This is a genomic window from Streptomyces torulosus (assembly GCF_001419765.1).
Taxonomy (GTDB): Bacteria; Actinomycetota; Actinomycetes; order Streptomycetales; family Streptomycetaceae; genus Streptomyces; species Streptomyces torulosus.
In genome coordinates this window covers 1-21,637 of the sequence record NZ_LIRK01000077.1, presented here as the reverse complement: position 1 = coordinate 21,637, position 21,637 = coordinate 1, and the positions used below count along the sequence as shown (strand labels likewise).

Annotated in this window: 19 protein-coding genes; 12 read left to right on the top strand and 7 right to left on the bottom strand. The window is 71.3% G+C overall.

Translation table 11 applies throughout. From position 1 onward, the window contains the following. Positions 1-29 precede the first annotated feature (29 nt). Positions 30-1,418 carry a hypothetical protein gene (locus AOK23_RS06740; RefSeq protein WP_055711827.1) on the top strand — a complete coding sequence of 463 codons (1,389 nt, stop codon included), beginning with the start codon at positions 30-32 and terminating at the stop codon, positions 1,416-1,418. A 93-nt stretch (positions 1,419-1,511) separates the two neighbouring features. Here the strand turns inward: AOK23_RS06740 and AOK23_RS06735 are convergent, their stop codons facing one another. Next, the gene (locus tag AOK23_RS06735; RefSeq protein ID WP_055711826.1) at positions 1,512-3,017 is read right to left on the bottom strand and encodes a peptide MFS transporter; all 1,506 of its coding nucleotides are present in this window, start codon (positions 3,015-3,017) and stop codon (positions 1,512-1,514) included. A gap of 579 nt (positions 3,018-3,596) precedes the next feature. On the opposite strand from AOK23_RS06735, the gene AOK23_RS06730 reads away from it, so the two are divergent. Then, complete coding sequence (locus AOK23_RS06730; protein WP_048819934.1) at positions 3,597-4,274, top strand: response regulator transcription factor; 678 nt, start codon at positions 3,597-3,599, stop codon at positions 4,272-4,274. A 112-nt stretch (positions 4,275-4,386) separates the two neighbouring features. Beyond that, on the top strand, positions 4,387-5,655 hold the full coding sequence (locus AOK23_RS06725) for an ATP-binding protein (RefSeq protein WP_055711825.1): 1,269 nt from the start codon (positions 4,387-4,389) through the stop codon (positions 5,653-5,655). A gap of 32 nt (positions 5,656-5,687) precedes the next feature. Here the strand turns inward: AOK23_RS06725 and AOK23_RS06720 are convergent, their stop codons facing one another. After that, on the bottom strand, positions 5,688-6,254 hold the full coding sequence (locus AOK23_RS06720; protein WP_055711824.1) for a GtrA family protein: 567 nt from the start codon (positions 6,252-6,254) through the stop codon (positions 5,688-5,690). A 230-nt stretch (positions 6,255-6,484) separates the two neighbouring features. Between AOK23_RS06720 and AOK23_RS06715 the strand changes: the two genes are divergently transcribed. The 4 genes from AOK23_RS06715 to AOK23_RS06700 all read left to right on the top strand — a co-directional run bounded on the left by AOK23_RS06715 (position 6,485) and on the right by AOK23_RS06700 (position 10,766). Continuing rightward, on the top strand, positions 6,485-7,624 hold the full coding sequence (locus tag AOK23_RS06715) for a 5-(carboxyamino)imidazole ribonucleotide synthase (RefSeq protein WP_055711823.1): 1,140 nt from the start codon (positions 6,485-6,487) through the stop codon (positions 7,622-7,624). Then, complete coding sequence (gene purE, locus AOK23_RS06710) at positions 7,621-8,145, top strand: 5-(carboxyamino)imidazole ribonucleotide mutase (RefSeq protein ID WP_079049340.1); 525 nt, start codon at positions 7,621-7,623, stop codon at positions 8,143-8,145. Before AOK23_RS06715 ends, purE begins: the two co-directional genes overlap by 4 nt. 97 nt (positions 8,146-8,242) lie before the next feature. Further along, positions 8,243-9,439, top strand: a complete 1,197-nt coding sequence (locus AOK23_RS06705; RefSeq protein WP_055711821.1) for a dipeptidase — start codon at positions 8,243-8,245, stop codon at positions 9,437-9,439. A gap of 139 nt (positions 9,440-9,578) precedes the next feature. Continuing rightward, a complete protein-coding gene (locus AOK23_RS06700) occupies positions 9,579-10,766 on the top strand; it encodes a dipeptidase (RefSeq protein ID WP_055711820.1) in 1,188 nt (395 codons plus the stop codon). A 145-nt stretch (positions 10,767-10,911) separates the two neighbouring features. Here the strand turns inward: AOK23_RS06700 and AOK23_RS06695 are convergent, their stop codons facing one another. After that, a complete protein-coding gene (locus AOK23_RS06695; protein WP_055711819.1) occupies positions 10,912-11,274 on the bottom strand; it encodes a VOC family protein in 363 nt (120 codons plus the stop codon). Between the two features lie 109 nt (positions 11,275-11,383). On the opposite strand from AOK23_RS06695, the gene AOK23_RS06690 reads away from it, so the two are divergent. Continuing rightward, on the top strand, positions 11,384-11,890 hold the full coding sequence (locus tag AOK23_RS06690; protein ID WP_055711818.1) for a CGNR zinc finger domain-containing protein: 507 nt from the start codon (positions 11,384-11,386) through the stop codon (positions 11,888-11,890). Between the two features lie 196 nt (positions 11,891-12,086). On the opposite strand, the gene AOK23_RS06685 is transcribed toward AOK23_RS06690, so the two are convergent. Next, positions 12,087-13,430, bottom strand: a complete 1,344-nt coding sequence (locus AOK23_RS06685) for a UDP-glucose dehydrogenase family protein (protein WP_055711817.1) — start codon at positions 13,428-13,430, stop codon at positions 12,087-12,089. 221 nt (positions 13,431-13,651) lie between these two features. Here AOK23_RS06685 and AOK23_RS06680 point away from each other — a divergent pair, with 221 nt between their 5' ends. Together AOK23_RS06680 and AOK23_RS06675 are read left to right on the top strand one after the other, a co-directional pair. Next, complete coding sequence (locus AOK23_RS06680) at positions 13,652-14,809, top strand: acyl-CoA dehydrogenase (RefSeq protein ID WP_055516948.1); 1,158 nt, start codon at positions 13,652-13,654, stop codon at positions 14,807-14,809. 173 nt (positions 14,810-14,982) lie between these two features. Continuing rightward, positions 14,983-15,345 (top strand): four-helix bundle copper-binding protein, encoded by a 363-nt coding sequence (locus AOK23_RS06675; protein WP_055711816.1) that lies wholly within the window; start codon positions 14,983-14,985, stop codon positions 15,343-15,345. Positions 15,346-15,465: 120 nt separating this feature from the next. On the opposite strand, the gene AOK23_RS06670 is transcribed toward AOK23_RS06675, so the two are convergent. Beyond that, a complete protein-coding gene (locus AOK23_RS06670) occupies positions 15,466-16,737 on the bottom strand; it encodes an LCP family protein (protein WP_055711815.1) in 1,272 nt (423 codons plus the stop codon). A gap of 119 nt (positions 16,738-16,856) precedes the next feature. Here AOK23_RS06670 and AOK23_RS06665 point away from each other — a divergent pair, with 119 nt between their 5' ends. Next, positions 16,857-17,405: an acyl-CoA thioesterase gene (locus AOK23_RS06665; RefSeq protein WP_055711814.1), complete on the top strand. Its 549-nt coding sequence runs from the start codon at positions 16,857-16,859 to the stop codon at positions 17,403-17,405. Between the two features lie 34 nt (positions 17,406-17,439). On the opposite strand, the gene AOK23_RS06660 is transcribed toward AOK23_RS06665, so the two are convergent. Then, positions 17,440-18,861 carry an LCP family protein gene (locus AOK23_RS06660; RefSeq protein ID WP_206336135.1) on the bottom strand — a complete coding sequence of 474 codons (1,422 nt, stop codon included), beginning with the start codon at positions 18,859-18,861 and terminating at the stop codon, positions 17,440-17,442. A gap of 135 nt (positions 18,862-18,996) precedes the next feature. On the opposite strand from AOK23_RS06660, the gene AOK23_RS06655 reads away from it, so the two are divergent. Beyond that, complete coding sequence (locus AOK23_RS06655) at positions 18,997-20,025, top strand: glycosyltransferase family 2 protein (protein ID WP_055711813.1); 1,029 nt, start codon at positions 18,997-18,999, stop codon at positions 20,023-20,025. 69 nt (positions 20,026-20,094) lie between these two features. Here AOK23_RS06655 and AOK23_RS06650 read toward each other — a convergent pair. Continuing rightward, positions 20,095-21,637 (bottom strand): LCP family protein (locus AOK23_RS06650; protein WP_055711831.1); only part of this gene is annotated, 1,543 nt, incomplete at its 5' end.

The window sequence follows — 21,637 nt, the reverse complement described above, 5'->3', positions numbered from 1 at the left end:
GAAGAGCCAGTGCACTCGGGGTCGCCCTGATGCTCGGCGGGGCCGGTGCCCTGCTGGGGGCGGCGGCCGTGCCGGCGTACGCGGGCGAGGTGTCCTACGCGACGAAGTGCGTGCCGCCGCCGATCTCCGGACTGCCGCCCGTCGAGGGCACGACCAAGGTGGAGATCACCGCCCCGAAGTCGGCGAAGGTCGGCGACGAGGTCGAGGTGGTGTGGAAGTTCGTCCAGGCCGCGTCCAAGAACCCCGACCTCATCGACCTGCCCGCCAACACCGTCCAGCCGACCGGCACGCTCAAGGCCGCCGGGGCGCAGACCGCGGACATCGCCATGAAGGGCCCGCGCGAGAACCCCGCCATCCCCAAGGGCGCCGCCATGGTCCTCTCCACGATGAAGGGCACCCTGAAGCTGACGGCGCCCGGCGCGGTGACCCTGACCCCCGGCGCGTACGCCATCGACGTCTTCTCGACCCAGACCACGTGCGCGCCGACCGTACCGGTGGCCGCCGGGGCGACCATCGACGTCACGGGCGGCGGCGGGACTTCGGGCGGTACGAGCGGCACCACGGGCGGCAGCGGCACGAGCGGCACCACCGGCACGAGCGGAAGCACGTCGTCGGGCGGCACCACCGCGGGCGGCACGACGGCGGGCGGGACGACGACCTCGGGTACCACCGCGGGCGGTACGACGACCTCGGGCACGACCTCCGGCGGCACGTCTTCCGGGGGCACGACCGGTGGTGGCACGACCGGTGGCGGTGGTGGGCAGACCGACTTCCCCGGCAAGGAGGTCCGCGTCCCGTACGACTGCGTGACGCCCATCGGCAACCGGAGCGTGGTCTCGCCGGTGCAGATCGACGCCACGAAGGACGGCGGGAGCTTCGACCTCACCGTGCGGTTCAAGAAGTCGGTGATGGACAGCCCGGCGGACATCCCCGCGGACTCGGTGAAGCCCGCCATGGAGATCGTCCTCGCCGGGGCCGACAAGGGCTCGGTCCGGGTCGAGGGACCGACGAACCCCGAGCCGATCAAGGCGGGTGACCCCATGGAGATCCCCGACCTCACCGGCACCTACAAGCCGGGCGCGAGCGGTGAGTCCACGCTGGCCCCCGGCGTGCTGACGATCAAGGCGCTGGGTACGACCACCACGTGCACCCCCGCCGAGTCGCTGGTCTCGCTCACCCTCGACACCGAGGAGCAGCCGGGCGGCGCGGCGGGCGGCTCCTCGTCCCCCGGTTCCGTGGGCGGCGGCTCCGCGTCCGGCTCCGGCACGGCCTCCGGCGGCGCCACCGGCGGCGGACTCGCGGACACGGGCGCGGGCGGAGGCCAGGGCACGCTCAAGGCACTGGCCCTCGTCGCCGGCACGGCGGCGCTGCTCGGCGGCGCCGTCTTCACCTTCATGCCGCGCCGGTATCTGCGCTGAGCCCCGCACCCACGGCGGCTACGTACCGAGAAGCCCGCAGGGCCGCCGCACCCGAGGTGCGGCGGCCCTGCGCGAAATGCCGGGGCGGCGGGCTCAGCGCACGTCGCCCATGAGCCGCTTGACCTTGTTGCGGTACACGTACAGCGCGACACCGGCGAGCGCGGCCAGGGTGGCCTCGACGGCGACGAAGCCCGCCCGGTCGAGGTTGACGCCGCCGACGGCCTCGTTGGACAGCAGCGCGGTGACGGAGTCGCCCGCGCTGACCGCGAGGAACCAGACGCCCATCATCTGGGAGGCGTACTTCACCGGCGCCATCTTCGTCGTGACGGACAGACCCACCGGGGAGAGCGTCAGCTCACCGAGCGTCTGTACGAAGTAGATCCCGGCGATCCACAGCGCGGCGGCCTTCTCGCCGTCCCCGGCGATCGCCAGCGGCGCCAGGAAGAGGAAGAACGACGCACCGACCAGCAGCAGCGCCGCCGAGAACTTGACGATGGTGCTGGGCTCCTTGCCCCGCCGGTTCAGCCACACCCACAGCCAGGCGAAGACCGGCGCCGCCGCCATGATCATCAGCGGGTTCAGGGACTGGTACCAGGAGACGGGGAACTCCCAGCCGAGCACGCTGTTGTCGGCCGACCCGCTGGCGAAGACGGCCAGGGTCGAGGCGCCCTGGTCGTAGATCATCCAGAAGATCGCCGCGGCGACGAAGAACCAGACGAACGCCGACATCCGGGACTGCTCGGCGGCGTCCAGGTCGCGGTCCCGCTTGATCCGGGCGATCACCCAGATCGGGACGATCAGACCGATCAGGGTGACCGGGATCACCGCCCAGTTGACGGTGTAGTGACCGGACAGGCCGAGGACGCCGTAGAAGACGACCGGGACGGCCAGCCACAGCAGGGCCTTGCGCAGGACGGCCGACTTCTCGGCGGCGGGCATCGGCGTGGGGACGATGTCGCTGCGCTCGCTCAGATGGCGGCTGCCCAGCAGGAACTGCGCGAGGCCCAGCGCCATGCCGACCGCGGCCATGCCGAAGCCGAGGTGCCAGCCCACCTTCTCGCCGACCGTGCCGATGGCCAGCGGCGCTGCGAAGGCGCCCGCGTTGATGCCGATGTAGAAGACGGTGAAGCCACCGTCGCGGCGCGGGTCGTTCGGGCCGTCGTAGAGGTGGCCGACCATGGTCGAGATGTTGGCCTTCAGCAGGCCCGAGCCGATGGCGACGAGGGCGAGGCCCAGATAGAAGACGCCGGCCGACGGCAGGGCCAGCGTCAGATGGCCGAGCATGATGACGACGCCCGCGACGGCGACCGTCCTGCGCGGGCCGAGGAAGCGGTCCGCGATCCACCCGCCGGGGAGGGTGAGCAGGTACACCATCGACCCGTACACCGCGGTGATGGTGATCGTCGCCGCCGCACCGAGGTCCAGGCCGTTCGGCGCGACCAGGTAGAGCGGCAGAAGGGCCTTCATGCCGTAGTAGGAGAACCTCTCCCACATCTCGGTCATGAAGAGAGTGGCCAGTCCTCGGGGGTGGCCGAAGAAGGTGCGCTCGTCGCCGGGGGTCCCCCGGTCGGCCGAGTCCTTCGTCAGGCTGGACGCCATGGTCGTTCCTTGCGCTTCGGGACGCCGCACACGGGGGTGCCGCGCCCGGTCGGAGGGGCGGGCCGGCACCACCGGGGATCCACGCCCTCTACGCGCGTCGACGGCAGGGGATTCCGTCGGCGCGGGGGCCGGCCACAGGTCATTCCCGCGGGGCCGGAGAATCCGGCTCCGCGCACAAAAGAGACCTTCAGCGCATATATGCCGCCAAAGGTCCCCACGTGTCGCTACAGGCGTTCCATCACCATACGACAGAGTAGACAAGGGAATGGAAGGGATTGAGAGACGGATCACAGGTAAGAATGCGATAGCGCTCATACATTCGAAGGCGGGTCCGGGAATTGCCTCCCCACGGTGCGGGGTGCCCATTCCGGGAGGCGAAACCGCCACGGAAATCCGCACGGACCGTCCCCGATCTCCATGGACCCTCGACGGCCGCGGCTGGATCTTCACGGGACAGGGGCGGAATGCCCGACCTATTCGATCATGGTCGTCAGGGGTAAGAATTCCGCAGGACAAAGGTGTGAATCAGGCTTGCCGATCACCCTCCACCTGCGGTTCTCGGCGGACTACCATCAGCGCATGACCCGTGTACTGCTCGCCGAGGACGACGCGTCCATCTCGGAGCCGCTGGCCCGCGCACTGCGCCGGGAGGGGTACGAGGTGGAGGTCCGCGAGGACGGCCCCACCGCGCTGGACGCCGGAATGCAGGGTGGCGTCGACCTGGTCGTCCTCGACCTGGGGCTGCCCGGCATGGACGGTCTGGAGGTGGCCCGCCGGCTGCGCGCGGAGGGCCACACCGTGCCGATCCTGATCCTGACCGCGCGCGCCGACGAGGTGGACACCGTCGTCGGCCTCGACGCGGGCGCCGACGACTACGTCACCAAGCCGTTCCGGCTCGCCGAGCTGCTCGCCCGCGTACGGGCGCTGCTCCGGCGCGGCGCGGCCGAGCCGCAGCAGCCGCCCGCCACGCACGGCGTCCGGATCGACGTCGAGTCCCACCGGGCGTGGATGGGCGACGAGGAGCTCCAGCTCACCGCGAAGGAGTTCGACCTGCTGCGGGTGCTGGTGCGGGACGCGGGGCGGGTCGTCACGCGTGACCAGCTGATGCGCGAGGTGTGGGACACCACGTGGTGGTCCTCCACCAAGACCCTCGACATGCACATCTCCTGGCTGCGCAAGAAGCTGGGCGACGACGCGGCGAACCCCCGGTACATCGCGACCGTGCGGGGCGTCGGCTTCCGGTTCGAGAAGAACTGAGGGACCCGGGCGGGCGCCTGACGGCCCCGGGGTCCGGGCGCCGCCCGGACCCCGTACCGGGTGCCGCACAATCGAAGGTCCCAGAACACCACGCCCCGCCCGGAGGGCAGCCGTGCGTCGCCGTCTCATCCAGTCCACCCTCGCCGTGGTCCTCGTGGTCATCGCGGTCTTCGGCGTCTCCCTCGTCATCGTCGAGACGCGGACGATCAGCAACAGCGCCCAGGAACGCGTGGAGTCCGAGGCGGTCCAGCTGACCAGCATCGTGGACAGCCGCATCATCGGCGACGAGCGGATCACCGCCGAGGTCCTGGAGGACCAGGTCGGCGACGACCGCTACGCCCGCATCCAGATCCCCGGCCAGCGCACGATCGAGATCGGCGCGAAGCCCGTCGGCGACGTCATCCGCCACGAGGCCAAGGGCGAGAAGGACGAGGTCGTCATCGTCGAGGAGTCCCGCTCGGCGGTCAGCCGCGAGGTCGGCCGGACGCTGCTGATCATCGCGGCGGTCGCCCTGCTCGCCGTCGTCGCCGCGGTCCTCCTCGCCGTACGGCAGGCCAACCGCCTCGCCTCCCCGCTCACCGACCTCGCCGAGACCGCCGAACGCCTCGGCTCCGGCGACCCCCGCCCCCGGCACAAGCGGTACGGCGTCCCCGAGCTGGACCGGGTCGCGGACGTCCTGGACGCCTCCGCCGAGCGCATCGGCCGCATGCTGACCGCCGAGCGGCGCCTCGCCGCGGACGCGTCCCACCAGCTGCGCACGCCGCTGACCGCGCTGTCGATGCGGCTGGAGGAGATCACGCTCACCGACGACCCGGCCACGGTGAAGGAGGAGGCGCACATCGCGCTCGCCCAGGTCGAGCGGCTGACGGACGTCGTGGAGCGGCTCCTGACGAACTCCCGCGACCCGCGCAACGGCTCCGCCGTCGCGTTCGAGCTGGACGAGGTCATCAAGCAGCAGCTGGAGGAGTGGCGCCCCGCCTACCGCAGCGCCGGCCGCGCCATCGTCAGCTCCGGCAAACGGCACCTCCAGGCCGTGGGCACGCCGGGGGCGGTCGCGCAGGTGCTGGCCGCGCTGATCGAGAACTCGCTGATGCACGGCGGCGGCACGGTGGCGCTGCGCACCCGTGTCACCGGCAACCAGGCGGTCATCGAGGTCACCGACGAGGGGCCCGGCGTCCCCGCCGACCTCGGGGCGCGGATCTTCGAGCGGGCGATCAGCGGGCGGAACTCCACGGGGATCGGGCTGGCCGTCGCACGCGACCTCGCGGAGGCGGACGGCGGACGTCTGGAGATGCTCCAGGCCCAGCCCCCGGTGTTCGGCCTGTTCCTGTCCCGGACCCCGGTGAGGACCCCGTCCAGCGACGACCGGCCCGTGCGGTAGAAGCGGCAAGGGGCGGCAGAGGGCGGGAGTGCCTAGCGCCGGCCGTCCGGGCGCTTGACCGGGCCGCCGCCGGTCAGCGCGGGCGGATGGGCGGCTCCGGCCTCCAGGAACGATTCCGCGCTCGCCACCGCCTCGCGGGCGGGCAGGGCGCGGAACACCCACGTGCGGTACGACCAGAAGCGGAAGAGGGTCGCGACGCCGATGCCGAGGAACTTGAAGATGTTGCTCTGCAGCGGGCTGTCCCAGCCGAAACCGTAGGTCGCGGTGTAGAGGACGCCGTTCTCGACGACCAGGCCCACCGCGCTGAACAGCAGGAAGAGGCTGAGTTCCTTCGTCCGGCCGCTCTTGTCGCGGTCCCGGTAGGTGAAGTAGCGGAACCCCACGTAGTTGAAGGCGATGGCGACGACCGTGGCGATCACACTGGCCCGGACGACCTGGAGGTCGGTGGTGTGCCGCACGAGGTTGAACACGGCGAGGTTCACCAGCAGCCCGGCACCGCCCACCGCACCGAACTTGGCGACCTCACGGACGAGGAGGTCGATCCGTCGGCGCAGGACGCCGCGGGGCTTCGGGTGAGGCCCCGAGGTGGTGCTTCCCATCGTCTGCCGGCCCCCGTCGCTCGGTGGTCTGTCGTACCTCGGTCGGTACAGGTCGGTCCTGTCGGTGCGAAAACAGTTGATCTTCGATCGAAATCCACTGGTTCCGCCATGCTAACCAGCGCCCCTGGGCAGCGCCTGTGCAGCACCTCACAGCCGTTGCCCGGACGGCGGAAGGGGGCGGAAACCGGACACCGGGAAGTGGCCGATTCCATGGCCGATACTCTGGGGGTGTGACGTTCCCGGTAGTCGGCATGGTCGGCGGCGGTCAGCTCGCTCGTATGACGCACGAGGCTGGCATCCCGCTCGGCATCAGGTTCAAGCTCCTCAGTGACACCCCTCAGGACTCCGCGGCCCAGGTCGTCGGTGATGTCGTCGTCGGCGACTACCGCGATCTGGAGACGCTGCGTGCGTTCGCGCAGGGCTGCGACGTGATCACCTTCGATCACGAACACGTACCCACCGAGCACCTCCGGGCGCTGGAGGCGGACGGCATCCCCGTACGCCCGGGCCCGGACGCCCTCGTGCACGCCCAGGACAAGGGCGTGATGCGGGCGAGGCTCGACGCGATCGGCGTGCCCTGCCCGAGGCACCGCATCGTCGCCGACCCGGCGGACGTGGCGACCTTCGCGGCGGAGGGCGAGGGATTTCCGGTCATCCTCAAGACCGTCCGCGGCGGCTACGACGGCAAGGGCGTGTGGGTGGTCCGCTCCCTCGAGGACGCCGCCGAGCCGTTCCGCGCCGGGGTCCCGGTCCTCGCCGAGGAGAAGGTCGACTTCGTCCGGGAACTCGCCGCCAACGTCGTACGGTCGCCGCACGGCCAGGCCGTCGCCTACCCGGTCGTCGAGTCCCGGCAGGTCGACGGGGTGTGCGACACCGTGATCGCCCCGGCGCCCGACCTCGACCCGGCCCTCGCCCTCCAGGCGGAGGAGATGGCCCTGCGCATCGCCAAGGAACTGGACGTCGTCGGCCACCTCGCCGTCGAGCTGTTCCAGACCCGCGACGGCCGCATCCTGGTGAACGAGCTGGCGATGCGCCCCCACAACTCCGGCCACTGGAGCCAGGACGGCGCGGTCACCTCGCAGTTCGCCAACCACGTCCGGGCCGTCCTCGACCTCCCGCTCGGCGACCCGCGCCCCCGTGCGCGGTGGACCGTCATGGTCAACGTCCTCGGCGGCGACTACCCGGACATGTACTCGGCGTATCTGCACTGCATGGCCCGCGACCCCCAGCTCAAGATCCATATGTACGGCAAGGACGTGAAGCCCGGCCGCAAGGTCGGTCACGTGAACACCTACGGCGACGACCTCGACGACGTGCTGGAGCGCGCCCGTCACGCCGCCGGATACCTGAGAGGCACGATCACCGAATGAGCCCGGTCGTAGGCATTGTCATGGGGTCGGACTCCGACTGGCCCGTCATGGAGGCCGCCGCGCAGGCCCTCGACGAGTTCGAGATCGACTACGAGGTCGACGTCGTCTCCGCGCACCGCATGCCGCGCGAGATGGTCGCCTACGGCGAGGAGGCCGCGGACCGGGGCATCAAGGTGATCATCGCCGGGGCGGGCGGCGCCGCCCATCTGCCCGGCATGCTCGCCTCCGTGACCCCGCTGCCGGTCATCGGCGTGCCCGTACCGCTGAAGTACCTCGACGGCATGGACTCGCTGCTGTCGATCGTGCAGATGCCGGCCGGGGTGCCCGTCGCGACCGTGTCCGTGGCCGGCGCGCGCAACGCCGGACTGCTCGCCGCCCGCATCCTCGCCACCCAGGACGAGGAACTCCTCGGCCGGATGCGGGAGTTCCAGCAGGAGCTGAACGACCAGGCCACCGAGAAGGGCAAGCGCCTGCGCACCAAGGTCGAGGGGTCGGCGGGCGGCTTCGGCTTCGGCAAGTGACACACGACTGACCGCGAGAGCCGACGACCCGGGCGACCGGGAGGACGGGGGAGCACGGCAAGTGACGGGGACGACGGGGGAAGAGGAAGTGACCGGGATGACGGGGACGACTTCGCTGGAGGAGGCCCGGGAGCTGCTGCGCGAGTTCCCGGTCGCCGACGGGCACAACGACCTGCCGTGGGCGCTGCGCCAACAGGTCCGCTACGACCTGGGAGCCCGCGACATCGCCACCGACCAGAGCGCCCATCTGCACACCGACCTCGCCCGGCTGCACGCCGGCGGCGTCGGCGCCCAGTTCTGGTCGGTGTACGTGCCCTCGGACTCCGCGTTCCTGCCGGGCGCCGTCCCCGCCACCCTCGAACAGATCGACTGCGTACGGCAGTTGATCGACCGTTACCCGGCGCGGCTGCGGTCCGCGCTGACCGCCGCCGACATGGAGGCGGCCCGTACCGAGGGCCGTATCGCCTCCCTGATGGGCGCCGAGGGCGGTCACTCCATCGACAACTCCCTCGCGACGCTACGCGCGTTGTACGCGCTCGGCGTCCGCTACATGACGCTCACCCACAACGACAACATCGCCTGGGCGGACTCCGCGACCGACGAACCGGCGGTCGGCGGCCTGTCCGCCTTCGGCCGCGCCGTCGTCCGGGAGATGAACCGCGAGGGCATGCTCGTCGACCTGTCCCACGTGGCCGCGACCACCATGCGCGACGCGCTGGACGCCTCGGCCGCACCGGTGATCTTCTCCCACTCCTCGTCGCGGGCCGTCTGCGACCACCCCCGCAACATCCCGGACGACGTCCTCGAACGCCTCCCCGCCAACGGGGGAGTGGCGATGGTGACCTTCGTGCCGAAGTTCGTCCTCCAGGCCGCCGTCGACTGGACCGCCGCCGCCGACGAGAACATGCGCGCCCACGGCCTCCACCACCTGGACACCACCCCCGAGGCCATGCGGGTCCACCGGGAGTTCGAGGAGCGCAACCCGCGCCCCGTCGCCACGGTCGCCACGGTCGCGGACCACCTCGACCACATGCGCGAGGTCGCCGGCGTCGACCACCTCGGCATCGGCGGCGACTACGACGGCACCGCCTTCACCCCGGACGGCCTGAACGACGTCTCCGGCTACCCCAACCTGATCGCCGAGCTCCTCGACCGCGGCTGGTCCCGGGCCGACCTCGCCAAGCTCACCTGGCGGAACGCGGTCCGTGTGCTGGGCGCCGCCGAGGACGTCGCCCGCGACCTGAAGTCCCGTACGGGCCCGTCGAACGCGACCCTGGAGCAGCTGGACGGGTGACACCCGGCCGGCGGTACGGCCCCCGTCCGGCGGGGACGGGGCGGCCGTACCCCCGAACGCCGCACCCACCAGGAATCCGGGCGGCCCCCGTGGCACGGTGACGGTGACTGCGTTCACCGACCGGGTACGGAGGTCCGCCATGGCAGACCTGCAGGACGAACTGCAAGCGACAGCGGAGGCGGGGCGGCTCGACGCCCCCGCGAAGCGGAAGCCGAAGCCGAGCCGTCGGTTCGGGGCGGCCGAGCCGATAGCCCCGCCGGACGGCACGGCCGAGCCCGGCACCGCCGACGGCGCGAAGGTCCCGGAGGGCGCCGAGCAGTCGGACGGGCTGGAGGAGGCGCACGCCTTCCTCGCCGACCACCCCGTGGCCGACGGCTACAGCGGGCTGCCGTGGGTGCTGCGCCACCTGCCCTGGTACGACCTGGAACTCGGCGGGAGCGGCGTGGACACGGATGTGCCCCGGATGCGCGAGGGGCACATCGGCGCCCTGTTCTGGTCGCTGCACCTGTCCGAGCCGCTGACCGGCGACCGGGCCGTCGGCGCCACCCTGGAGCAACTGGACCTGGTCCACAAGGCCGTCCACGCCCACCCCGAGGGCCTGCGACTGGTCCGCACCGCGGGCGAGGTCACCGACGCCCACAACTGCGGCCGCGTCGCCATCCTGCTCGGCCCCGCCGGCGCCCCCGCCCTCGGCGACTCCCTCGCCATCCTGCGGGCCCTGCACGCGCTCGGACTGAAGGCCCTCACCCTCGCCGGCGTCTCCTGGGCGAGCGAGGCCGGGCTCAGCCGGTTCGGCGAGGAGGTGGTCCGCGAGATGAACCGCGTGGGCGTCCTCGCCGACCTCTCCGGCGCCTGTGAGCAGACGATCCGCCGGACCCTCGCGGTCTCCCGTGCCCCGGTCCTGTGCACCCGCTCGGCGGCCCACGCCCTGCGCCCCCACCCCGCGAACCTCACCGACGACCTGCTGGCCGCGCTCGGCGAGGCCCACGGCCTGTGCATGGTGCCGCTCACCGCCGAGCAGACCGGCCCCTCCGTGCGCGACGTCGCCGACCACCTCGACCACGTCCGCTCCATCGCCGGACCCGAGAGCGTCGGCCTCTCCGGCACCTACGACTCCGGCGCCGCCCACCCCGAGGACCTCACCGACGCCTCCTGCTACCCGCACCTCGTCGCCGAGCTCCTCCACCGCGGCTGGTCCCACGACGACCTCGCCCTGCTCACCTGGGGCAACGTCCAACGCGTCCTGCGCGGCGCCGACTTCACGGCGCGGGCGGCCCGGGACCGCCGCGAGGCGTCGACGGCGCGGATCGCCGACCTGGACGGCTGACACCGGAGGTGAGGGCCCGACCGGGCGACAGCCCCCGGGCCCTCACCGGCCGACCACGAAGCCGGGCAGGCCGGCCCGACCCACCCGGCCTTGTTCACCGTCTCGACGCACCGGCCCGACTTCACGGCCGTATCAGAACCCCGCCTCAGGCCCGGCACAGGCAGAACGGATGCCCCGCCGGGTCGGCGTACACCCGGAAGCCGCGCTCACGGTCCGCCGTGTCCAGCGGCTTCGCCCCGAGCGCCAGCACCTCCTTCTCCGCCGCGTCCATGTCCTCCACGTTCACATCGAGATGGAACTGCTGCGAACGCGACGGCGACGGCCACTGGGGCGGCACGAAGTCCGGCGCCTGCTGGAACGCCAGCCGGACACCCGCGTCCGGCACCCTCAGATCCACCCAGTCGCCCTCGCCCGAGACCTCCCCGCCGACCAGCTCGGCGTAGAACCCGGCGAGCGCGGCCGGGTCGGGACAGTCCACGACGACGACATCCAGCTTGGCGATGGCCATGACTGCTCTCCTTCGCTCTGCGATCCGGTTACCTGTAGAGGCGGGTAACCAGTAACGGTTACTGCATGCTTCCTCATTGGCGGTAACGTCGCAAGCATGAGGTCGCACCATGAGTGAGAGAGTGCCCGCGCCCGGCGGCCTGGCCCTCATCGAGAGCCTGGTGAACACGCTGGACCTGGAGTCGGGCGCCGACGCCCTCGACACCCCGGAGGGCCGGGCCCGCCTCGCCCTGACGGCGGCCGAGGACCTCGTGGACGTACGGGAACTGCGCGAGTCGCTCCGCGCCGTCTGCCTCGCGCACGCGGGACACCCGCCGCACCGCGCGGTGACCCCGCTCGGCGACCTGCTGGCGGCGGCGCCGCTCGTCGTCGACGTCCGCGCCGACGACGGCTCGGCGAGCCTGCGCCCCGCCGCCGACCCCGCGCCCCTCCTCGCCCGTGTGGCCGCGGCCGTCGCCGAGGCCCTCACGGCGGGCACCTGGCAGCGCCTCAAGGCGTGCGAGGCCGCCGACTGCCACTGGGCGTACTACGACCGCAGCCCCGCCGGGCGTGGCCGCTGGTGCTCGATGCAAGTGTGCGGAGCCCGCGCGAAGATGCGCCGCTACCGCGCCAAGTGAGCCGGATGAGCCGTACATCACCCCATGAGTCACCGGCGAAGTAAGCGCTTCGCACCCACGGGGGACCGGGACGGTGGAGAATGAGCACAGACGCCGTTCCGGCCGACTGAGCCTCGGCCGGAACGGCGTCGCCCGCTACCGGCCCAGTCGAACTCCGGCCCCCTCGCGGCCCCGAAAGGGGCCGCGGCCCCCCGGGTCAGGCCGTCGGCCGGCCCATCGCGCGGTACGTCCAGCCGGCCCGGCGCCACAGCTCCGGGTCCAGGGCGTTGCGGCCGTCCAGCACCAGCCGCCGGGACGCGACCTCGCCCAGCGCCTGCGGGTCCAGCTCCCGGAACTCGCGCCACTCCGTCAGGTGCAGCACGATGTCGGCGCCCCGCACGGCCTGAAGCGCCGAGTCGGCGTACCCGAGCGTCGGGAACAGCCGGCGCGCGTTGTCCATGCCCTTCGGGTCGTAGACCGTGACCTGTCCGCCCTGGAGGTGGATCTGACCGGCCACGTTGAGCGCGGGGGAGTCCCGTACGTCGTCGGAGTCCGGCTTGAAGGTCGCGCCCAGCACCGCGACCCGCCTGCCCAGGAAGGGGCCGCCGCCCAGCGCCTGCCGGGCCAGCTCGACCATCTGGCCGCGCTGCCGCATGTTGATGGAGTCGATCTCCCGCAGGAACGTCAGCGCCTGGTCGGCGCCCAGTTCACCGGCGCGGGCCATGAACGCCCGGATGTCCTTCGGCAGGCACCCGCCGCCGAACCCGATACCCGCCCGCAGGAACTTCCGCCCGATCCGGTCGTCGTGCCCGATGGCCTCCGCCAGCTTCGCGACATCGCCCCCGGCGGCCTCGCACACCTCGGCCATGGCGTTGATGAAGGAGATCTTGGTGGCGAGGAAGGAGTTCGCGGAGGTCTTCACCAGCTCGGCCGTCGGGAAGTCGGTGACGACGAACGGGGATCCCTCCTCGACCGGCGTCGCGTACACCTCGCGCAACAGCTTCTCGGCCTTCTCGCTGCGGACGCCGACCACGATCCGGTCCGGGTGCAGCGTGTCGTTCACGGCGAAGCCCTCGCGCAGGAACTCCGGGTTCCAGGCCAGCTCGGCGTCCGCCCCCACCGGGGCGTGCTCGGCGAGATACGCGGCCAGCCGGTCGGCGGAGCCCACCGGCACGGTCGACTTGCCCACGACCAGGGCCGGACCCGTCAGATGCGGGGCGAGCGAGGCGAACGCGGCGTCGACGTACGACATGTCGCAGGCGTACTCGCCGTGCCGCTGCGGGGTGTTCACACACACGAAGTGGACGTCGCCGAAGGCCGCGACCTCGGCGTAGTCGGTCGTGAAGCGCAGCCGCCCGGTGGAGCCCTCGATCCCGGCGACGTGCCTGCGCAGCAGCTCCTCCAGGCCCGGCTCGTACATCGGGACCTCGCCCCGGCGCAGCATGTCGATCTTCTCTTCGACGACGTCGAGCCCGAGCACCTCGAATCCCAGCTCGGCCATGGCCGCGGCGTGGGTGGCGCCGAGATAGCCGGTGCCGATCACGGTGATCTTGAGGGCCATGGATGCTCCTGGGACGTACGGCCGTGGGTGCGCCGCGACGTGCGCGGCGGGTGCGCTGCCTGAGCATAGTCGGGGCGTGTCCGGGCCCCTCACCGGGCAGATTCCCCCTGATGTCGCGACCGGTCCGGGACCTGTCGCCAAGCTCACGTATCTCTCGCGTGGGCAGGCCCTTTAAAATTTGAGTTACTTAACGGTAGTTAGCATCGGGAGCGTGAGAGACCTTGGCCGGATCGGCTGATTTCGACCTGTACCGCCCGTCCGAGGAGCACGACATGCTCCGCGACGTGATCCGTTCCCTCGCCGAGGCGAAGATCGCGCCCCACGCCGCCGCGGTCGACGAGGAGGCCCGCTTCCCCCGCGAGGCGCTCGAGGCGCTCGTCGCGAACGACCTGCACGCCGTGCACGTGCCGGAGGAGTACGGCGGCGCGGGCGCCGACGCGCTCGCCACGGTCATCGTGATCGAGGAGGTGGCCCGCGTCTGCGTCTCCTCCTCCCTCATCCCGGCCGTCAACAAGCTGGGCTCGCTCCCGGTGATCCTCTCCGGCTCCGAGGAGCTGAAGAAGAAGTACATGGGCCCGCTCGCCAAGGGCGAGGGCATGTTCTCGTACTGCCTCTCCGAGCCCGACGCGGGCTCCGACGCGGCCGGCATGAAGACCAAGGCGGTCCGCGACGGCGACCACTGGATCCTCAACGGCGTGAAGCGCTGGATCACCAACGCCGGCGAGTCCGAGTACTACACGGTGATGGCCGTCACCGACCCCTCCAAGCGCTCCAAGGGCATCTCCGCGTTCGTCGTCGAGAAGTCCGACGAGGGCGTCTCCTTCGGTGCCCCGGAGAAGAAGCTCGGCATCAAGGGCTCCCCGACCCGCGAGGTCTACCTCGACAACGTCCGCATCCCCGCCGACCGCATGATCGGCGAGGAGGGCACCGGCTTCGCCACGGCGATGAAGACCCTGGACCACACCCGCATCACCATCGCCGCCCAGGCCCTCGGTGTCGCCCAGGGCGCCCTCGACTACGCCAAGGGCTACGTCCAGGAGCGCAAGCAGTTCGGCAAGCCCATCGCGGACTTCCAGGGCATCCAGTTCATGCTCGCCGACATGGCCATGAAGATCGCCGCCGCCCGTGCCTTGACCTACCAGGCCGCCGCCGCCTCCGAGCGCGGCGACAGCGACCTCACCTTCCAGGGCGCCGCCGCCAAGTGCTTCGCCTCCGACGTCGCCATGGAGGTCACCACCGACGCCGTCCAGCTCCTCGGCGGTTACGGCTACACCCGCGACTACCCGGTGGAACGCATGATGCGCGACGCCAAGATCACGCAGATATACGAAGGCACGAACCAGGTCCAGCGGATCGTCATGGCCCGCAACCTGCCGTAACTCCTTCGGCGCAACCTGCGAACGGCCCCCGGCACCCTGCCGGGGGCCGTTGACTTGTGGGGTGAATGGTGCGGAATGTTTGCGTCCGCCCAATGGCGGGTGGCGGCAGGGGGGCGTAGGACGGAAGTGCACGGGGTCCGCCCCGGACCCCCGCTCCCACCCCTGGAGGAGCCATGCAGGAGACCGGAAGCATGACCGCGATGAGCAAGGAGATGCAGGACTGCGTCAACGCGTGCATGACGTGCCACACGGTGTGCGAGGAGACCATGAGCTCCTGCATGCAGGCCGGCGGTCAGGCCCAGATGCAGATCATGCGCGCGCTGATGGACTGCGCCGAGATGACCCGTATGTGCGCGGACATGATGATGCGCCGCTCCCCGATGAGCGCCGAGATGTGCGCGATGTGCGCCCGCGCCTGTGACATGTGCGCCGAGGCGTGTATGTCCATGCCGGACGATCCCCAGATGATGCGCTGCGCCGAGGCGTGTCGCCGCTGCTCCGAGATGTGCCGGACGATGTCGGGCGCGACGGCCTGAGACGAGGCCGGTCCCACCCGCGCGACCGTACCCGCACGACCGAGGGGCACCCCGTACGGGATGCCCCTCGGCTGTGTTGTGCGGTGCTGTCGTGTCGTGCGCTGTCGTGCGTCGGCGCGGTCAGTTGCCCGACACGGTCACCGTCTCGTCGTTCTTCAGCTCCTCCACCAGCTTCTTCACCTTCGCGGTGTCCCACTGGAGGTTGCCGTTGCCGGCGTTGCCCGAGATCGGCATGTTCATGGACTTGCCGTCGCCGCCCGTGACGCCCTTCATCGCCCAGAACATGTCGGCCAGGTCGAACAGGCTCATGTCCTTGTCGACGATCAGCGTGTCGAGACCGGCGCTCATCGTCGGGTACAGCTTGAAGGGGTTCAGGACCGTGCTCGGCGTCGCCGTCTGGCTGGCGAGGGCCGCGAGGAACTTCTGCTGGTTCTTCGTGCGGTCGAGGTCGCTGCGCGCGAGGGCGTAGCGGGTGCGGACGAAGGCCAGGGACTGCTCGCCGTTCAGCGTCTGCTTGCCCGCCTCGAAGTTGGCACCCGACTTGGTGTCCTTCAGGCCGCCCTTGGGGATGTCGATCTCCACACCGCCAACCGCGTCGACGATGTTCGCGAAGCCGGCGAAGCCGATCTCCACGTAGTGGTCGATGCGCAGACCCGTGTTGGCCTCGACGGTCCGGACCAGCAGCTCCGGCCCGTCCTCGGCGTACGCGGCGTTCAGCTTCACCTGGCGGCCGGTGCCCTTGTACGTCTTGCCGGACTCGGAGCCCACGAAGCTGGGGATCTCCACGTTCGAGTCGCGGGGCAGCGAGATCAGCGTCGGACCGTTGGACCCCGTGTGCAGGATCATCATCGAGTCGGTGCGCTTGCCGTCCGCGGACCCGGTGTGCAGTTCCTTCTTCTGCGCGTCGGACAGGCCCTCGCGGCTGTCGGAGCCGACGATCAGGTAGTTGGTGCCCTCGCCCTCCTCCGGCCGCTCGATGACCTTCGACAGGTCGACCTCGCGGTTCAGCTTGGAGTCGGCCCAGAAGTAGGTGCCGATCGTCGTGCCCAGCAGGACGACGGTGACGGTGATCGCCGTCCACTTGATCCGGCGCCGCCAGTTCGGCGCGGGACGCTCACCCTGGCCGTCGTGGCCGCCGGGGCCGCCCGGACCGCCGCCGCCGTACACCTGGCCGGTGTTGTAGCCGCTGTCGTACTGCTCGGGGCCGCCGCCGTAGTTGTCATATGTGTCGCCGTACGCCGGCTGCTGCGGCACACCGCCCTGAGGGGGCGCCGACGGGCCGCGGCGGACCTGGCGCATCACGCGCGCCCCGTCGGGGTGTGCGCCGGCGCTTCCCTGTCCGTACCCGCCGCCGCGGTTGCTGTCGGACCATCCCTCGGGCCAATCGTTCATGCGCCCCAGTGTGCAGGGCTCCCCTGTGGGCCGTACAAGGGTCGCCGGAATTTCGCAGCGCGGCTGTTGCCAAGCTGATGCAAAGCGGACCTTACGAGGTCACGCATAAGGTGGACGCCATGACAGAGCAGGCCCCCGCAGCGGAATCCGATATACCCGGCAAGCCGACCTCGGCGTCCCGGACCACCCTGAGCCACATCATGACCCACAACGACACCAACCTGCTGGGGACGGTGCACGGCGGTGTGATCATGAAGCTCGTCGACGACGCGGCGGGCGCGGTGGCCGGGCGCCATTCCGGTGGGCCGGCCGTCACCGCCTCCATGGACGAGATGGCCTTCCTGGAGCCGGTCCGGGTGGGCGACCTGGTCCATGTGAAGGCCCAGGTGAACTGGACGGGGCGGACGTCCATGGAGATCGGCGTCCGGGTGCTCGCGGAGCGGTGGAACGAGTCGACACCGCCGCAGCAGGTGGGGTCGGCGTATCTGGTGTTCGCGGCGGTCGACGCCGACGGCAAGCCGCGCCAGGTGCCGCCGGTGCTGCCGGAGACCGAGCGGGACCGGCGGCGCTACCAGGAGGCGCAGATCCGCCGGACGCACCGGCTGGCCCGCCGCAAGGCGATCCTGGAGCTGCGGGAGAAGAGGATCGCGGACGGCCTGGGCGACTGAGCCGGCCCCGGGCGTCGAACACCACCCGTGCCCCTCAGGGGCAGGTCACCTCGTCGCCCGTGACCACGCCGAACTCGCCCTGGTCGGGGTCCTCGGCCCGCACCTTGCGGACCTTCTTGAAGTCCGTCCCGGCGATCACCCGCAGGACGGGGCCCTGCCCCGGGGCCTCCCGCAGCTCCGCGCCCGGCAGGGCGGTCGCCAGGGACCGGGCCGAGCGGTCCCAGCGCGGGTCGTGCACGACGACCGTCCGGCGGACGTCGGTGCGCCCGGCGTTCACGGGGGTGCGGGTGGTGCGGAAGCCGGTGGCGGCCAGCTGGCGGTCGACCTGGCGGCCGAGGCCGGCGACGGTCGTGCCGTTCTCGACCTGGACGCGGATCTGCTGCGGGGCCACCTCGACCAGGGCGCGCTTCCCGCGGTTCCGGTAGGGGGCGAGGGAGCGGTCGTCGCGGAGGGCCTTGAAGAGGCGGCGCGATTTCGCGGCGTCCCACTGGAGGGTCGAGCCGAGTCCCTCGACGACCTGGCCCATGCGGCCGATGGGGACGGTGGTGAACTCGGACGACGCGGGTGTGAGGTTGCGCATGGCGCGGCCGAGGTCGATCAGCTCCCCGGTGCCGAACTCCTTGTCGGCGCGCACCGAGCCGAGCACGGCCCGGGTGACGTCGCGGAACCTGATCGGGTTGAGGAGCACCCCGGAGGACGTCGCCTGGGCCATGAGGGCGGCCATGAAGCGTTGCTGGCGCTTCATGCGGCCGAGGTCGGAGGAGCCGTCGGCGTGGCGGGAGCGGACGTACTGCAGGGCCTGTCCGCCGTCGAGGTCGTGGGAGCCCGCCGCCAGGTCGAGGCCGGTGTAGGAGTCCTTCAGCGGTTGGGCGGTGCAGATCCTGACGCCGCCGAGGACGTCCACGGTCCGCATGAAGCTGGTGAAGTCGACCTCGACGTAGTGGTCGATCTTCACCTTGGTCATGTGCTCGACCGTGCGGACGGTGAGCGGGGGTCCGCCCTCCGCGTACGCGGCGTTCAGCTTGATCGGGTGGGCGGGGCGGTTCTTCCCGGTGGCGCGGTCGGTGTGCGCGGGCACCTCGGCGTAGGAGTCGCGCGGCAGACTCACGACGCTGGCCCGCTCCCGGTCCGCCGAGATGTGGACGATCATCATGGTGTCCGTGCAGTGGCAGGGGGCGCCGCCGAGCCGGTAGGCGCGCCGCTCCTCCTCGCTGATGCGGTCGCGGCCGTCGGTGCCGACCAGCAGGACGTTCATGCCGTGGCCCGCCTCGGGGCGGTTCTTCATGTCCTTGAAGGGGTCGACGCGGGCGATCTTGTCGTCGAGGCTGGTGACCACCGCGTGCCCGATCCCCGCGGCGGCCAGCACCACCACCGACAGCGTGGTCGCCACCCGCAGGGCCCAGCCCCGTTTCCTCGGGCGTACCGGGGGCCTGGGCTGCTGCGGCCGTGCGGGCATGGGGGACACCTCCGCGTGACACGGTCGGGGAGACGGGGGAACGCTGAGCACCGTAGGCGCAGTGGCCGCGCGGCCCGTACCGGCGACCGGGCGGCGCGCGTCGCTGTCCCCCGTTCGCGGTAACGTGAGCCCCCTATGAACGCCAAGCCCGACGTGCGGCTCCCCGCCGTGTCTGTGATCATGCCCGTCCTCAACGAGGAGCGGCATCTGCGCGGGGCCGTCCAAGCGATCCTCGCGCAGGAGTACGCCGGCGAGATGGAGGTCGTGATCGCCCTCGGTCCGTCCACGGACCGTACGGACGAGATCGCGGCCCAGCTCGTGGCCGAAGACGCGCGTGTGCACACCGTGCCGAACCCCACCGGTCGTACGCCCGCCGCGCTGAACGCCGCGATCAAGGCCTCCCGCCATCCGATCGTGGTCCGCGTCGACGGCCACGGCATGCTCTCGCCCAACTACATCGCCACCGCCGTGCGGCTCCTGGAGGAGACCGGCGCGCAGAACGTCGGCGGCATCATGCACGCCGAGGGCGAGAACGACTGGGAGCGCGCCGTCGCCGCCGCCATGACCTCGAAGATCGGCGTGGGCAACGCCGCCTTCCACACGGGCGGGCAGGCCGGTCCGGCCGAGACGGTCTACCTGGGCGTCTTCCGGCGCGAGGCGCTGGAGCGGCAGGACGGCTACAACGTGGAGTTCATCCGCGCCCAGGACTGGGAGCTGAACTTCCGGATCAGGGAGGCCGGCGGCCTCATCTGGTTCTCGCCGGAGCTGAAGGTGTCCTACCGGCCCCGGCCCAGCGTGAAGGCGCTGGCCAAGCAGTACAAGGACTACGGGCGCTGGCGCCATGTCGTCGCCCGCTACCACCAGGGCTCCATCAACCTGCGCTACCTCGCCCCGCCGACCGCCGTGTGCGCGATAGCCGCCGGTCTGCTGGTGGGCGGGTTGCTCACGCCGATCGGGTTCGTCGTCCCCGGTGGCTATCTCGCGGCGATCGTCGCGGGCTCGGTCCCGGCGGGCAGGGGCCTGCCGCTGAAGGCGCGGCTGCAGATCCCCCTCGCCCTCGCCACGATGCACATGTCGTGGGGCTTCGGCTTCCTGACCAGCCCGAAGTCGCTGGCGAAGAAGGTCATCGCGTCCCGCCGCCCGGCCGTGCTCACCGAGAGCTGAACCGGACCGACGCATACGTGTGGGGCCCCTCCCGAGCTTCGGGAGGGGCCCCACACACGTTTTGCCGGACTACCAGGTGAAGTTCGGGTCGACCTTCATGCAGGCGTCCTTGTCGGCGCCGTTCAGCGCGTCCGCCGACTTGGGGGTCTTGTCGTCCTCCTTCTCGGCCTTGTACGCGTCGCCCTCGCGCCAGTCGGCGCCGACGACGAGCGTGACGCCGCTGACGTTCGTCGACTTCTCCACCTGGCTCAGCGGGATGCCGAGCGCCTTGGCGACCACCTGGGCGTCGCCCTCCAGTTCGGCGCTCGGATAGCGCACGACCGTCTTGTCCTCGGTGGTGGCGGTGGTCGAGTCCGCCGACGCCTTGGTGAAGCCCTCGCGGACGAGGAGCTGGGAGACGGTGTGGGCCCGGCCGGGGGCGGCGCCGAGGGCGGTCGTCAGGGTGCCGTTCTGCACCAGCACGCCGATCTCGTCGTCCGCCGCCGCGGGGTCGTCGGAGGTCGGGCCCTCGGAGGTGGCCTTCTTGGCGTCCTTGCCGTCGAGGGCGATGTCCTCGCGCACCAGCCGGAACAGCTTCTCCGCGTCGCCCTCCTTGGGCACCACGCGCGCGCCGACGTAGGTGAACGGCATCGTCGTCATCGTGATCCGGGCCGGCTCGACCTTGCGCAGTTCCTTGCTGAGGTCGTAGAGCGCCGCCACGTCACCGAGGCCGGGGTCGACGGTGAGGGCCGTCGTGGCCTCCTCGGCGAGCCGGCGCAGCTTGTTCGGGTTGGTGATCGTGGCGTTCTCGCGCAGCTCGCGGACCATCGAGTTCATGTACATGTGCTGCGCCTTGGCGCGGGCGATGTCGCTGCCGTCCTCGAAGCCGTACCGGGTGCGCAGCCACTGCAGGGCCTGCTTGCCCTGGATGTACGTGGTGCCCTTCTCCAGCTTCAGGCCGGAGCCGTGGCCCAGGCTGTCCCGGGACTCGATGTTGTCGGTGACGCAGACCGGTACGCCGCCGATGGCGTCGGCCATCGAGACCACACCGGCGAAGTCGACCATCATGAAGTGGTCGATGTGGATGCCGGTCAGCTCCTGCCAGGTGGCGACCGTGCAGCCGGGTCCGCCGCGGCCGAGCGACTCGTTGGTCATCGCCCGGCTGCTCGCCGCGTAGACCTTGCCGTCGTCGGGGTCCGTGCACTTGGGGATGTCGAGCAGCGTGTCGCGGGGCATGCTCACCACCGACATGTTGCTGCGGTCGGCGGACAGGTGCAGCAGCATCTGGACGTCGGCGAGCGGGGTGGCGCCGAAGGTCTCCCGGGCGCCGCCGAGCTTCTGGTTCTCCTTGGTGTCCCGCGCGTCGGAGCCGATGAGCAGGATGTTCAGCGGGGTCTGGCCCGCCGCGTTGGGAGTGGGCTCGGCGATCTTCGTGTCGCCGAGGTTGAGCTTCTCCTTCTTGATGTTGCCGTTCAGGTGCCGGTAGTAGAGGTAACCGGCTCCCGCGGTCCCGAGTATCACCACCGCAAGCACCGTCGCCGACCAGCGCAGCACACGCCTGCGCCTGCGCGGCGCGGCCGCACCGGCCCGCCTGCGCCCTCCGGCGCCGCCCCGGCGGCCGCCGCCCCGTCCC

What these genes read in the sequence shown, in the direction of transcription:
- AOK23_RS06690 (WP_055711818.1), top strand. Translation starts at nt 11,384, where the DNA reads ATGAGTGAGAGAGTGCCCGCGCCCGGCGGCCTGGCCCTCATCGAGAGC.
- AOK23_RS06720 (WP_055711824.1), bottom strand. Translation starts at nt 6,254, where the DNA reads ATGGGAAGCACCACCTCGGGGCCTCACCCGAAGCCCCGCGGCGTCCTG.
- AOK23_RS06695 (WP_055711819.1), bottom strand. Translation starts at nt 11,274, where the DNA reads ATGGCCATCGCCAAGCTGGATGTCGTCGTCGTGGACTGTCCCGACCCG.
- purE (WP_079049340.1), top strand. Translation starts at nt 7,621, where the DNA reads ATGAGCCCGGTCGTAGGCATTGTCATGGGGTCGGACTCCGACTGGCCC.
- AOK23_RS06735 (WP_055711826.1), bottom strand. Translation starts at nt 3,017, where the DNA reads ATGGCGTCCAGCCTGACGAAGGACTCGGCCGACCGGGGGACCCCCGGC.
- AOK23_RS06655 (WP_055711813.1), top strand. Translation starts at nt 18,997, where the DNA reads ATGAACGCCAAGCCCGACGTGCGGCTCCCCGCCGTGTCTGTGATCATG.
- AOK23_RS06660 (WP_206336135.1), bottom strand. Translation starts at nt 18,861, where the DNA reads ATGCCCGCACGGCCGCAGCAGCCCAGGCCCCCGGTACGCCCGAGGAAA.
- AOK23_RS06730 (WP_048819934.1), top strand. Translation starts at nt 3,597, where the DNA reads ATGACCCGTGTACTGCTCGCCGAGGACGACGCGTCCATCTCGGAGCCG.
- AOK23_RS06705 (WP_055711821.1), top strand. Translation starts at nt 8,243, where the DNA reads ATGACGGGGACGACTTCGCTGGAGGAGGCCCGGGAGCTGCTGCGCGAG.
- AOK23_RS06740 (WP_055711827.1), top strand. Translation starts at nt 30, where the DNA reads ATGCTCGGCGGGGCCGGTGCCCTGCTGGGGGCGGCGGCCGTGCCGGCG.
- AOK23_RS06670 (WP_055711815.1), bottom strand. Translation starts at nt 16,737, where the DNA reads ATGAACGATTGGCCCGAGGGATGGTCCGACAGCAACCGCGGCGGCGGG.
- AOK23_RS06700 (WP_055711820.1), top strand. Translation starts at nt 9,579, where the DNA reads ATGGCAGACCTGCAGGACGAACTGCAAGCGACAGCGGAGGCGGGGCGG.
- AOK23_RS06665 (WP_055711814.1), top strand. Translation starts at nt 16,857, where the DNA reads ATGACAGAGCAGGCCCCCGCAGCGGAATCCGATATACCCGGCAAGCCG.
- AOK23_RS06675 (WP_055711816.1), top strand. Translation starts at nt 14,983, where the DNA reads ATGCAGGAGACCGGAAGCATGACCGCGATGAGCAAGGAGATGCAGGAC.
- AOK23_RS06685 (WP_055711817.1), bottom strand. Translation starts at nt 13,430, where the DNA reads ATGGCCCTCAAGATCACCGTGATCGGCACCGGCTATCTCGGCGCCACC.